Below are 12,546 nucleotides of genomic sequence, written 5' to 3'. Positions count from 1 at the left end.
GGAGCGCTGTGATGTCTGCATGCGACAACCGGTGGAGCTGGGTCCGAAGCCGCTGACCCTCGAGGACGTTCATGCCGTCGCCCGCGACGGCGCCCCGGTGACGATCACCGAGGCGGCCCGTGAGGCGGTCACCACCGCCCGCGGCCACATCGAACAGCTCGCCACGGCCGAACGCCCCACCTACGGCGTCTCGACCGGGTTCGGCGCGCTCGCCGTCCGGCACATCCCGCCGGACCGCCGTGCCCAGCTGCAGCGGTCGCTGATCCGCTCGCACGCCGCCGGTTCCGGTCCCGAGGTCGAACGGGAGGTCGTGCGTGCGCTGATGCTGCTGCGGTTGCGCACCCTCGCAACCGGCCACACCGGCGTCCGGCTGTCCACTGTGGACGCGATGGCGGGCGTGCTGAACGCCGGCATCACCCCGGTGGTGCACGAGTTCGGCTCGCTGGGCTGCTCCGGCGACCTCGCGCCGCTCTCGGCGAGCGCCCTGGCGCTGATGGGCGAGGGCATGGTCCGCAACGCTCGGGGCGAGCTCGTCCCCGCGGCCGAGGCGCTCGCGGAAGCCGGCATCGAACCGGTGCAGCTGGCCGAGAAGGAAGGCCTCGCGCTGATCAACGGCACTGACGGCATGCTCGGCATGCTGTCGCTCGCGATCGCCGACCTCACCAGGCTGCTCGACATCGCCGACCTCACCGCCGCGATGAGCGTCGAGGCGCTGCTCGGCACCGACCGGGTGTTCGAGCCGGAGCTGCACGCGTTGCGCCCGCACCCCGGCCAGAACGTCAGTGCCGCGCGGATGCTCGCGTTCCTGCGCGGCTCCGAGATCGTCGCCTCGCACCGCGGCCCCGACTGCACCCGCGTGCAGGACGCGTACTCGCTGCGCTGCTCCCCGCAGGTGCACGGCGCGGCGCGCGACACCGTGGCGTACGCGGCGACGGTGGCCGACCGCGAGCTGTCGTCGGTGATCGACAACCCCGTGGTGCTGGCCGACGGCCGGGTCGAGTCGAACGGCAACTTCCACGGCGCACCCGTCGCCTACGTGCTCGACTTCCTGGCCATCCCGCTCGCGGACGTGGCCTCCATCGCCGAGCGCCGCACCGACCGCATGCTCGACGTGTCGCGCTCGCACGGGCTGCCGCCGTTCCTCGCCGACGACCCCGGCGTCGACTCCGGTCACATGATCGCCCAGTACACCCAGGCGGCGATCGTGTCCGAGCTCAAGCGCCTCGCGGTGCCCGCGTCCGTCGACTCGATCCCGTCCTCCGCCATGCAGGAGGACCACGTGTCGATGGGCTGGTCCGCCGCCCGCAAGCTGCGCAAGGCCGTCGACGGTCTGACCACCGTGCTGGCGATCGAGCTGCTGACCGCCGCGCGTGCGCTGGACCTGCGCGCGCCCCTCAAGCCCGCCCCCGCGACGGCCGCCGCCGTGGCGAAGCTGCGCGAGACGGTGCAGGGACCCGGTCCCGACCGCCACCTCGCACCCGAGATCGCTGCCGCCGAGGCCCTGATTCGAAGTGGAGCTCTGTGATGACCACCGTTCGTGCTGATCGAGGTACGTCGCTGACCGCCAAGCAGTGGTCGACCGAGGCCGCGCTGCGGATGTTCCACAACAACCTCGACCCCGACGTCGCCGAGCGCCCCGAGGACCTGGTCGTCTACGGCGGCACGGGCAAGGCCGCGCGCGACTGGCCGTCGTTCCACGCGATCTCCCGCGAGCTGGCCTCGCTGGAGGCCGACGAGACGCTGCTGGTGCAGTCCGGACGTCCGGTGGGCGTCATGCGCACGCACGAGTGGGCGCCGCGGGTGCTGATCGCGAACTCCAACCTGGTGCCCGACTGGGCGAACTGGCCGGAGTTCCGCCGCCTGGAGGCCGAGGGCCTCACGATGTACGGGCAGATGACCGCCGGTTCGTGGATCTACATCGGCACCCAGGGCATCCTGCAGGGCACGTACGAGACGTTCGCCGCAGTCGCCAACAAGCGGTTCGGCGGTTCGTTGCGCGGAACTCTGACGGTCACGGCGGGCCTCGGCGGCATGGGTGGCGCGCAGCCGCTCGCCGTGACGATGAACGAGGGTGTCGCGCTGTGCATCGAGGTCGACCCGCACCGCGCCCAGCGCCGTCTGGAGACCCGCTACCTGGACGAGATCGCCGCCGACCTGGACGCGGCGGTCGAACGCTGCCTGGCCGCGAAGGCCGCCGGTGAGGCCGTCTCCGTCGGTGTCGTGGGCAACGCGGCCGAGATCCTGCCCGAGCTGCTGCGGCGCGAGGTCGCGGTCGACATCGTGACGGACCAGACGTCCGCGCACGACCCGTTGGCGTACCTGCCGGTCGGGGTGGCTCTGGAGGACTGGGCGTCCTACGCCGCCGCGAAGCCGGAGGAGTTCACCGACCGGGCGCGGGCCTCGATGGCCGCGCACGTCGAGGCCATGGTCGGGTTCATGGACCGCGGCGCCGAGGTGTTCGACTACGGCAACTCGATCCGCGGCGAGGCCCAGCTCGGCGGCTACGACCGGGCGTTCGCGTTCCCCGGCTTCGTGCCCGCGTACATCCGGCCGCTGTTCTGCGAGGGCAAGGGCCCGTTCCGCTGGGCCGCGCTGTCCGGTGACCCGGCCGACATCGCCAAGACCGACCAGGCGATCCTGGAGCTCTTCCCGGAGAACGAGCAGCTCGCCCGGTGGATCAAGATGGCGGGTGAGCGCGTCGAGTTCCAGGGCCTGCCCGCCCGCATCTGCTGGCTCGGTTACGGCGAACGGCACCTGGCCGGCCTCAAGTTCAACGAGATGGTGGCGTCCGGCGAGCTGTCCGCGCCGATCGTGATCGGCCGCGACCACCTGGACTGCGGTTCGGTGGCCTCGCCGTACCGCGAGACCGAGGCCATGGCCGACGGCTCCGACGCGATCGCCGACTGGCCGCTGCTCAACGCCCTGGTCAACACGGCCTCGGGGGCGACCTGGGTGTCGATCCACCACGGCGGCGGCGTCGGCATCGGGCGGTCGATCCACGCCGGTCAGGTGACCGTCGCGGACGGCACCGAGCTGGCCGCGCAGAAGATCGAGCGCGTGCTGACCAACGACCCCGGCATGGGCGTCATCCGGCACGTGGACGCGGGGTACGACGAGGCCAAGTCGGTGGCTTCCGCCAAGGGCGTGCGCATCCCGATGGAGGGCTGAAAATTGTCAGACCTCGCTGGGAGAATTGAAATTGGGGGACCCCCAGGAGGGGACCCCTGCGCGAGCGCGCCGGTGGTGGCGTGATGCTCGACCAGATCGCGGACGTCGGCCGGGACGCCAAGCGCGGCGGCTACTCCCGCCACGCCTACGCCAAGCCGGAGCTCGAACTGCGCCACTGGTTCGTCGAGCAGGCCGTCGAGCGCGGCCTGAACGTCGAAACCGACCAGAACGGCAACCTCTGGGCCTGGTGGGGGGAGCGCGGTGACAACGCGCTCGTCACCGGCAGCCACCTGGACTCCGTGCCCGGCGGCGGCGCGTTCGACGGCCCCCTCGGCGTCACGAGCGCCCTGGAGGCCGTGGACCTCCTGCAGGCCAAGGGGTTCACGCCGCGCAGGCCGTTCGCCATCGCGGTGTTCGCCGAGGAGGAAGGCGGCCGGTTCGGCGTCGCGTGCCTGGGCAGCCGGCTCCTCACCGGTGCCATCGACGCGGGCAAGGCGCTGGGCCTCAAGGACCCGGACGGCATCACGCTGGCCGAGGCCATGAAGGCCGCGGGCTACGACCCGGACCTGGTCGGCGAGGACACCAGGACCCTGGGCCGCATCGGCCAGTTCGTCGAGCTCCACGTCGAACAGGGCCGCGGCCTGACGGTCCCGGTCGGCGTCGCGAGCAGCATCCTGGCGCACGGCCGGTGGCGCTTCACGTTCAGCGGCGAGGGCAACCACGCCGGTGCCACGCTGATCGAGGACCGCCGCGACCCGATGCTCCCGGCGTCGCAACTCGTGCTGGCAGCGCGGAGAGCGGCACGGGACGGCGGGCGTGCCACCGTGGGGCGGCTCGTCCCCAACCCCGGCGGCACGAACGTCATCGCGTCCACTGTGGACGTCTGGCTGGACGCGCGCGACACCGACGACGAGCGCACCCGCGCGATGGTCGCGGAGATCTCCGAGGCGGCGCGCGACGCTGCCAGGGAGGAGGGTTGCGAGTTGACCATCACCGAGGAGTCGTACGGCGACACGGTGTACTTCGACACCCGGCTCCGCGACGACATCGCCACCGCGCTCGGCGGCGTGCCGGCCCTGCCGACAGGCGCGGGGCACGACGCGGGCATCCTCGCCGCGCACGTGCCGACCGCGATGCTGTTCGTGCGCAACCCCACCGGCGTGAGCCACGCGCCGGAGGAGTTCGCCGAGCAGGCCGACGTCGACGCGGGCGTCAAGGCGCTCGCCGCGACCCTCGAACACCTCGCCTCATGAACTTCTGGTGCGAGCGGGCCTGGTTGCCCGGTGGCCTCGCGGAACGCGTGCTGGTCCGCGTCGAGAACGGCGTGATCACCTCGGTGTCCGAAGTGGACACGATTCCGCTGGGGGTGCGGAGGCTGCACGGCATCGTCGTGCCCGGCTTCGCCAACGCGCACTCGCACGCGTTCCACCGGGCGCTGCGCGGCCGCACCCACGACGGTGGCGGCACGTTCTGGACGTGGCGCGAGGGCATGTACGCGCTGGCCGGCAAGCTCACCCCGCGGTCCTACTACCGTCTCGCCCGCGCGGTCTACGGCGAGATGGCGCTCGCCGGGGTGTCGACGGTGGGCGAGTTCCACTACGTCCACGACCGGTCGAACGAGTTCGGTCACGCCCTGCGCGAAGCCGCGAAGGACGCGGGCATCCGGCTGACGTTGCTGGACACCTGCTACCTCGCGGGCGGCATCGACCAGCCGTTGAACGAGGTGCAGCAACGCTTCTCCGACGGCAGTGCCGAGGCGTGGGCCGGTCGGGTCGCGGAGCTCAAGTCCGACGACGTGATGCGGGTGGGTGCCGCGATCCACTCGGTCCGAGCCGTCCCGCGCGACGAGCTTCCCGTGGTGGCGCAAGCATTCCCGGATGCCCCGCTGCACGTCCACCTGTCCGAGCAGCCGGCGGAGAACGAAGCCTGCCTGGGCGCCTACGGCCTCACCCCGGCCGGGATCCTGGCGGAAGCAGGCGCGCTGTCCCCGCGCACCACGGCTGTGCACGCCACGCACCTGACGCCGGAGGACATCGCGCTGCTGGGCGAGTCCGGCACCGGTGCGTGCTTCTGCCCGACCACCGAGGCCGACCTCGCCGACGGCATCGGGCCGGCCCGCGAGCTCGCCGACGCGGGCAGCCCGCTGTCGTTGGGCAGCGACCAGCACGCCGTGATCGACCCGCTGCTGGAGACTCGCGCGTTGGAGCACAACGAACGCCTTCGCACCGGTCAGCGCGGTCGTTTCTCGCCCGCCGAACTGCTGCGGGCCGCCACCCGTCACGACGCGCTGGGATGGCCGGAAGCCGGCCGCATCGAACCCGGCGCGCCCTGCGACCTCGTGGCCATCAGCTGCTCGACGCCCCGCACCGCGGGTTCGTTGCCGCAGCAGGTTTTCCTGTCGGCCACAGCGTCCGATGTGGACACCGTGGTGGTCGGTGGCCGGGTGGTCGCCTCCGGCGGTGTGCACGAGACCCTGGGAGACGTCGGCAGGCTGCTGGCGGACGCGATCGAGGAGCTGTGGGCATGAGCGTGCTGATCACCGGCATCGGCGAGCTGACCACGAACACCGAGCTCGGCGGCGACGCGCTGGTCGTCGACGGCGCGGAGATCGCCTGGGTGGGCCAGGCCTCCAGCGCCCCGGCCGCGGACGAGCGGGTCGACGTCGAGGGCCGGGCCGTCCTGCCCGGCTGGGTCGACAGCCACACCCACCTGGTGTTCGCGGGCGACCGCACCGCCGAGTTCGGGGCGCGCATGGCCGGAAAGCCTTACACCGCAGGCGGTATCGCCGTCACCGTGAACGCCACCAGGCAGGCCGCCGACGCCGAGCTGTCGGAGGTCGTCCGCAGGCACGTCGCCGAGGCGCTCCGGCAGGGCACGACGTTCGTGGAGACCAAGACCGGCTACGGCCTCAACGTTCCGGACGAGGTGCGGTCGGCGCGCATCGCCGCCGAGCACGCCGACGAGATCACGTTCCTCGGTGCTCACCTCGTCCCGCCGGGCGAGGACGCCGACACCTACGTCGACCTGGTCCGCGGCGAGATGCTCGACGCCGTCGCACCTCTCGTGCGCTGGGCGGACGTCTTCTGCGAGAAGGGTGCCTTCGACTACGACCAGTCGAAGGCAGTGCTCGTGGCCGCGCGCGAGAAGGGCCTCGGCCTGCGCGTGCACGGCAACCAGCTCGGCGAGGGGCCGGGTGTGCGGCTGGCGGTCGAGCTCGGTGCCGCGTCCGTCGACCACTGCACGTACCTGTCGCAGCAGGACATCGACGCGCTGGCGTCGTCGGACACGGTGGCCACGCTGCTCCCGGCCTGCGATCTCTCCACCCGCCAGTCGCTGCCTCCCGCCCGCGCGCTGCTCGACGCGGGCGCGACCGTGGCGTTGGCCAGCAACTGCAACCCGGGCTCGTCCTACACCTCGTCGATGGCGTTCTGCGTCACGACCGCGGTGCTGCAGATGCGCATGACCGTCGAGGAAGCCGTGTGGTCGGCCACCGCGGGCGGCGCGCAGGCGTTGCGACGAGACGACATCGGCGTCATCAGGCCTGGTGCGCGCGCTGACCTCCACGTGCTGGACGCGCCGTCGATCACGCATCTGGCGTATCGGCCGGGCGTGCCGTTGACGCACGCCGTCTGGCGGCGTGGCATACGTGTATAACCCCCGCGTGTGGGCCTGCTGGCAGGCGCTACGCACGGGCCAGGCAAAAGGTTCGAAATTTCAGTTATCAAAACTATGACGAAATCCGGCGTGATTGTCGGCGGAAACGTTTACAGGTCACTTGGTTACCATTTAATTCGACGATGTCGTGAAAAGTGCTGAGAGGACTGTCGATCGGGTGAAGGTGGAGGTAAGCTCCTTCGAGCCGTCGGTCGATTGGACGTGAAGATGTCCGGGTTCATCTCTCGGGTCCTCCCTTTGTGCATGTCTGCATCCCTGCTGGCTGCCTGCGGTGGGGGAGGAATTGGTGCCGCACCCCTTCTCGGGGGGTTTCGCGGTGGGCCCGGGGTGACCCAGGACAAGATCTACCTGGGTGTTCTGAGCGACCTCTCCGGTCCCTTCGCCTCGGGTGGAAAGAATGTCACCGAAGGCAATCGGCTGTTCGTCGAAAAGGTCAACTCCGCAGGCGGCATCTGCGGCAGAAAAGTCGAACTGATCGTTCGTGACCACGGTTTCGACACCGGCAAGGGGAGGTCCGAGTACCTCTCCCTCGAACCCCAGGTTCTCGGATTCGTGCAGCTCGTCGGGGCGAAGGTCGCCCAGTCGATCGAAGATGACATGCTCCACCAGCAGGTCCTGGTGGCGCCGACCTCGTGGAAGAGCGATTTGCTGGACAATCCGTACATGATGGTCGTGGGGGCGACCTACAAGGTCGACGTCATGAACGGAATCGAGTACCTGATGCGGCAGGGTCTGCTCAATCGCGGAGACACGGTCGGCCACCTGCACATCAGCGACGAGAACGAATATGGCGACGACGCCATCTCCGGCAGCACCTTCGCCGTCCGCCAACTCGGTCTCAACCTGACGAAAGCAGCGCTCAAGGACGCCGATCCGGACATGTCGCCGGGAATCGCGAGCCTCAAGGAGGCCGGCGTGAAGGCGATCATCCTGAGCACCAACCCGCGGCAGACGGCGAGCGCCGTCGCCGCCGCCGCGCAGCTCGGGCTCACCGTCCCGATCATCATCAACAACCCCGGCTTCGCCCCCGAGCTGTTGCAGGGACCGCTCGCGACCGTCATGGAACGTCAGGTCTTCGTGCTGTCGTCCGTCGCCCCGTTCGACGCCGCGATCGCCGGCCCGCGCCAGGTCGCGGCGGCGTACCGGTCGATCTTCCCGCAGGGCGTCCCGTCCATGGGGGTCAACTACGGTTACCTGGTCGGGCTGAGCTTCGGTGCGGTGCTGAAGCGCGCCTGTGAGCGCAAGGACTTCTCCCGCGAAGGCGTCCTCAAGGCGTTCCGCGAGGTCGAAAGCGTCGAATCGGGCGGCATGTCCGTGCCACTGCGGTTCTCCATCACCGGCAGGCCGTCCGCGACGCGGACGTTCGTGCTCCGGCCGGACGCGAAGGTGGCAGGCGGTCTCACGATCGTCACGGACCAGTTCGAGTCGGAAGTGGCCCGGAGAGCCGGTCGGTGACGTGAGGGCCGTGTCCCTGGAGCAACTCCACGTGGCATCGCGCGCCCGCGCGAGGCAGGGTGGAGAGCATGGAATACACCCACCTCGGCCGCAGCGGCCTGTCCGTCTCCCGGCTGTGCCTCGGCACGATGAACTTCGGCCCCGAGACGTCCGAGGCCGACAGCCACGCGATCATGGATCGCGCGCACGAACACGGCCTGAACTTCTTCGACACGGCCAACGTCTACGGCTGGAAGCAGGGCGAGGGCGTCACCGAGCAGATCATCGGCCGGTGGTTCGCCCAGGGCGGCAACCGTCGCGAAAGGACGGTCGTCGCCACCAAGCTCTACGGCAGCATGGGTGACTGGCCCAACGAGACCAAGCTGTCCGCGCTGAACATCCGCCGCGCGTGCGACGCGTCGTTGAAGCGCCTGCAGACGGACTACATCGACCTCTACCAGATGCACCACGTCGACCGCGAAACCCCGTGGGACGAGATCTGGGAAGCCTTCTCCGTGCTGCGCCAGCAGGGCAAGGTCATCTACTTCGGCTCGTCGAACTTCGCCGGCTGGCACATCGCCCAGGCCCAGGAAGCCGCACGGACGCGTGGGTTCCTCGGCCTGGTGTCCGAGCAGTCGATCTACAACCTGATGACCCGCTGGGTGGAGCTGGAAGTGCTGCCGGCGGCCCGCCACTACGGCCTCGGCGTGATCCCGTGGTCGCCGCTGCACGGCGGCCTGCTGGGCGGAGTCCTGCGCAAGCAGCGCGAGGGCGGCGCCTCCCGCAGCGCGTCCGGACGGTCCGCGGACGCGCTGGAGAAGTACCGCGACACGATCGACGCCTACGAGAAGCTCTGCGCCGAGCTCGGGGAGGACCCGGCCAACGTCGGCCTCGCCTGGCTGCTGCACCAGGAGGGCGTGACGGCGCCGATCATCGGCCCGCGCACCGCGGAGCAGCTGGACAACTCGCTGCGCGCGGCGGAGCTCAAGCTCGACGCCGACGTGCTGGCGAAGCTGGACGAGTTGTTCCCGGCGCCCGCCCCGAACGGCTCCAAGCCCGCCCCGGAGGCCTACGCCTGGTAGGACGCGACGAGCCGCCGGGCCAGGCGGACCGGCGGCTCGTCATCGGCCTTCCGCGCTAGTGAATCGTGGCGTAGTCGGGCGTGACCACGTCCGTCGACTGGTAGCCGTCCGTGCTCTGGTACCCCTCGGCCTGCGCGGCGGTCGCGGTGAGGATGCCGAACGCCGCCACCGCCACGAGGCCGGCGGTGATCTTCCTGAACGTGCTCATCTCGTACCCCCAGTTGTGCTGTTCGGTGAACGTCGCCGACGGTACCGGGAGGGCCGAGACCGGTGCGGCCGGTCGGCGAGGTCAATCCATCGCCAGCACGATCGTCTCGATCGGCGGGATGGCGCCGCTGATCCGGCGTTGCAGGTACGACACACCGGCAGCGATGAAGCGAAAGCGCATCGCCTGGTCGTCGTCGTCAGTCTCCAGGGACAGGCACATCGCTGCTATTCGCAACTCCGAAGCGATCTCAGGGGTAAGTGGTTCCTCTCCTGAGAACACGGCATCTGCCAGCGTGGCGAACTCCGTGAGACTGGCGTTCCCCCAGTCCGTCATCGGGGCCTGACCGGCTCGGTCGATCAGCTCCGGTATCCAGTCGGGAGGCACCTGGTAGTGCTCGTCCCGACTGCCGACGACCTTGATGAACGCAAACCGGAATCGATCCCCGAAGGTGGATTTGGTGCTCTCCGCAGACCGTTCGACGGCTTTGACCAGTGCGTGGCCGATCGTCGTCGGCCCGGCCCAGGTCTTGGTGGCCGCGCCGAGCTTCAGCACCCGCAGGCCGGACTGCGGTGGGAGATGCACTGACCCGTTCGGCAGATCCTTCGTCCTCATGAAGAGCTCCGCGCTCTCCACAACTGCGGGCAGCACGAGAAGGTCGTGGGCGAGGTCCTTGTCCAGAAGTTCGGCGGAGACCATGTAGCTTCGCGGGTCGGACAGCGCGGGCAGACGGCGATCTGATGCCCAGGGGACCAGCTGTCCGAGCTTCGCTCGCATCGGCCACGACTCCAGCTCGACGTTGCTGGGCAATCTGACGATGCGTTCGAAGCTGTCGCTGCTGTTGACCCATTCGGCGAACGCTTGGGCGTCAGCCCGTCGAACCCCGCAGACGGGTTCGTCAGGTGTGCCGAGCGAGCCGTCCGGCCAATGACGAGGATGCGATTCCAGGAACAACTGATAGATGCGCCTTGTCACGGGTTCTGTGCACAGCCGGGTGCCTTCGCCAGTGCGGACGACATTGCGCAGATGGCGTGACACCACGACGTGGATCATGAGGCTCCGCAGCGAGGTGTTCTGCTTCTCGTCGAAGACGGTCTCGAGCAACTGATCGAGTTCCGCGCGGAGTTCCGGGGCGAGCTCGCTGCTGTGCTCCGAGCAGTCGAATGCCAGCGACAACGCTCTGACCGTTGCCGAGTCGAGGCATGCCTGGACGATCGGGTCCGCGTTCACGCGGGCCACGTGGAGCAACGTCGTCTCGCGCCACCACACGTCGTCGACGTTGTCCACCAACGCCTTGGTCAGTTGCTTCTCCCGGATGTGGTGAGCGGCGAGGTACTCCTGGAAGGTCAGGTGAGCGAAGGCGAAGAGATCACGTTCCCGTTCCACCAGCAGACCGCTCGACGTCATGTCGGTGAGGACCTCGTCCTCGTCGATCCCTCGTGCTGTCCGGCGCAGGAACGAGCGGAACTCGGTTTTGACCTGTTCGCTGGAGAGGTCGCGGACGTGGCGGCTCATCATCACGAACGCCAGTCCGCTCAGGAGCATCATCTTCTGGTCGGCAGTCAGTTCCGACGAGAGCTTCTTGGCCTCCTGTCGCCTCCAGAGGAGAACCTGGCAGATCTCGCTGTAGAGGTCGACGCGACTACCGGGGAGCGCTCCGCGGAACTTGTGCACATTCGCGATCATGGTGAGCAGCAACGGGTTGACGGTCAGCTCGTAGAGCGCTGGGTTGTGGTGCAGGCGCTTGAGCAGGTCATCGGCTTCCGCCGCCGCGCGCTTGGCGACGGCGGCGGACTTCTCCCCGGTGCTGCGCTGCTCGAACGCGAGGTACCAGCCGTGCGCGAACCGGGTCACCTGCTGGTCGCTGAAACCCCGAACCTGCACGACGTCCGCGCCGGAGATCGGTGCGGTCTGGTAACCGTGCGGGCGGGAGGTGATCACGAAGTCGTTCAGCGGATAGCACGCGACCTGACGCTCGACCCAGTCCGCGACCTCGCGCCGGTTCTCCAGGTCCGCGACCTCGTCGAGGCCGTCCAGAAGGACCACGCACGAGCCGGCGTCCAGTTTCTGCTCGAACCAGCCTGCCGACGCTCTGCGGTGGATCATTTCCGGAAGCGGGGTGTTCTGCGCGATCGCCTGGATGTGATCACGCAGGTAGAGCAGCACGGGGACGCGCCGTCGCCGACGACGCGTGCGGCACACCAGCAATGCCGTGTGCTTGAGGAGCGTCGTCTTGCCACAGCCGGGAGCCCCGATCACCGCGAGCACCACGGGATCCGGTTTGTCGATCAGATCACCGATGAAACGCCGATCGGGCTCAACGTGCTGCTGACCCAGCACACCGGAGGGCACCTTGACCGGATCGCTGTGGACCAGGCTGACGTCGACGAAGACCTCGTCGAGCTGAGGCGTGTAGAACCCCATCGTCGCGAGACCTTTGAGGTCGACGAACCGCACGCTGTTCTGCACGGACTGGCGGTAGCGGCGCTCGAAGCCCGAGAGGCGGTGCCGGACCCACTCGTCGATCCACTTGGCGAGTGGACCCTTCCAACGGGCGTTCAGCTCGTCGGCAGTACCGCCGACGAGCTTGCTGACGAACGCGAAACTCCAGACGAACACCTGCCATGCCAGCAGCGCCGCGAACGCCCACCACGGATGTGCCGTTGCCCAGGCCTGCAGGACGGTGAACGCCGCAGCGGGCGGTAACAGTGCCGCGATGATCGTCCTGAGGTGCTTGCCCATGCTCCGATAATCGCTCCGTTTGCACCCGTTGCAACGCTGTTCGAGGTGACTAGTCCTCGAAGTCGTCCTCGTCGTCGCGCGCCAGGTAGGTGGCGAAACGCTCGATGGCCGTCTCGAAGTCCGGGTTGGCGTCGACGAACGAGCGGAGCTTGTCGGCGAGCCACGCGAGCGTGACCTCTTCCTCGCCGCGCCGCTGCTCCAGTTCCTCGATGCCGCGATCGGTGAAGTACATGGCGAAAA

At 69.1% G+C, this 12,546-nt stretch carries 10 protein-coding genes; 7 read left to right on the top strand and 3 right to left on the bottom strand.

Annotation, left to right across the window (positions count from 1 at the left end; translation table 11 throughout):
- Nucleotides 1-19: 19 nt before the first annotated feature.
- The 7 genes from hutH to ACWEIJ_RS00765 all read left to right on the top strand — a co-directional run bounded on the left by hutH (nt 20) and on the right by ACWEIJ_RS00765 (nt 9,359).
- A complete protein-coding gene (gene hutH, locus ACWEIJ_RS00795) occupies nt 20-1,525 on the top strand; it encodes a histidine ammonia-lyase (RefSeq protein WP_449835128.1) in 1,506 nt (501 codons plus the stop codon).
- A complete protein-coding gene (gene hutU / locus ACWEIJ_RS00790) occupies nt 1,522-3,168 on the top strand; it encodes a urocanate hydratase (RefSeq protein ID WP_449835127.1) in 1,647 nt (548 codons plus the stop codon). The genes hutH and hutU overlap by 4 nt, the downstream gene beginning before the upstream one ends.
- An 83-nt stretch (nt 3,169-3,251) precedes the next feature.
- On the top strand, nt 3,252-4,421 hold the full coding sequence (locus ACWEIJ_RS00785) for an allantoate amidohydrolase (protein ID WP_449835126.1): 1,170 nt from the start codon (nt 3,252-3,254) through the stop codon (nt 4,419-4,421).
- Nucleotides 4,418-5,695, top strand: a complete 1,278-nt coding sequence (locus ACWEIJ_RS00780; RefSeq protein ID WP_449835125.1) for a formimidoylglutamate deiminase — start codon at nt 4,418-4,420, stop codon at nt 5,693-5,695. Before ACWEIJ_RS00785 ends, ACWEIJ_RS00780 begins: the two co-directional genes overlap by 4 nt.
- Nucleotides 5,692-6,822, top strand: a complete 1,131-nt coding sequence (gene hutI, locus ACWEIJ_RS00775) for an imidazolonepropionase (RefSeq protein ID WP_449835124.1) — start codon at nt 5,692-5,694, stop codon at nt 6,820-6,822. The genes ACWEIJ_RS00780 and hutI overlap by 4 nt, the downstream gene beginning before the upstream one ends.
- A gap of 228 nt (nt 6,823-7,050) precedes the next feature.
- Nucleotides 7,051-8,298, top strand: coding sequence for an ABC transporter substrate-binding protein (locus tag ACWEIJ_RS00770; protein ID WP_449835719.1), 1,248 nt, complete (start codon nt 7,051-7,053; stop codon nt 8,296-8,298).
- Nucleotides 8,299-8,366: 68 nt separating this feature from the next.
- Nucleotides 8,367-9,359: an aldo/keto reductase gene (locus ACWEIJ_RS00765; protein WP_449835123.1), complete on the top strand. Its 993-nt coding sequence runs from the start codon at nt 8,367-8,369 to the stop codon at nt 9,357-9,359.
- 55 nt (nt 9,360-9,414) lie between these two features.
- Here ACWEIJ_RS00765 and ACWEIJ_RS00760 read toward each other — a convergent pair whose 3' ends face one another.
- From ACWEIJ_RS00760 to ACWEIJ_RS00750, 3 genes are all read right to left on the bottom strand, one after another.
- A complete protein-coding gene (locus tag ACWEIJ_RS00760) occupies nt 9,415-9,567 on the bottom strand; it encodes a hypothetical protein (RefSeq protein WP_449835122.1) in 153 nt (50 codons plus the stop codon).
- 81 nt (nt 9,568-9,648) lie between these two features.
- Nucleotides 9,649-12,306 (bottom strand): NACHT domain-containing protein, encoded by a 2,658-nt coding sequence (locus ACWEIJ_RS00755; protein WP_449835121.1) that lies wholly within the window; start codon nt 12,304-12,306, stop codon nt 9,649-9,651.
- Nucleotides 12,307-12,355: 49 nt separating this feature from the next.
- Nucleotides 12,356-12,538 (bottom strand): DUF6104 family protein, encoded by a 183-nt coding sequence (locus ACWEIJ_RS00750; RefSeq protein ID WP_449835120.1) that lies wholly within the window; start codon nt 12,536-12,538, stop codon nt 12,356-12,358.
- Between the last annotated feature and the right edge of the window lie 8 nt (nt 12,539-12,546).

The sequence above is a fragment of the Lentzea sp. NPDC004789 genome (genome assembly GCF_053601075.1).
This window is presented reverse-complemented; position numbering and strand designations above follow the sequence as displayed.

Coding starts and splice junctions, on each gene's coding strand:
- hutH (WP_449835128.1), top strand. CDS start 20: ATGCGACAACCGGTGGAGCTGGGTCCGAAGCCGCTGACCCTCGAGGAC.
- ACWEIJ_RS00785 (WP_449835126.1), top strand. CDS start 3,252: ATGCTCGACCAGATCGCGGACGTCGGCCGGGACGCCAAGCGCGGCGGC.
- ACWEIJ_RS00780 (WP_449835125.1), top strand. CDS start 4,418: ATGAACTTCTGGTGCGAGCGGGCCTGGTTGCCCGGTGGCCTCGCGGAA.
- hutI (WP_449835124.1), top strand. CDS start 5,692: ATGAGCGTGCTGATCACCGGCATCGGCGAGCTGACCACGAACACCGAG.
- ACWEIJ_RS00770 (WP_449835719.1), top strand. CDS start 7,051: ATGTCCGGGTTCATCTCTCGGGTCCTCCCTTTGTGCATGTCTGCATCC.
- ACWEIJ_RS00765 (WP_449835123.1), top strand. CDS start 8,367: ATGGAATACACCCACCTCGGCCGCAGCGGCCTGTCCGTCTCCCGGCTG.
- ACWEIJ_RS00760 (WP_449835122.1), bottom strand. CDS start 9,567: ATGAGCACGTTCAGGAAGATCACCGCCGGCCTCGTGGCGGTGGCGGCG.
- ACWEIJ_RS00755 (WP_449835121.1), bottom strand. CDS start 12,306: ATGGGCAAGCACCTCAGGACGATCATCGCGGCACTGTTACCGCCCGCT.
- ACWEIJ_RS00750 (WP_449835120.1), bottom strand. CDS start 12,538: ATGTACTTCACCGATCGCGGCATCGAGGAACTGGAGCAGCGGCGCGGC.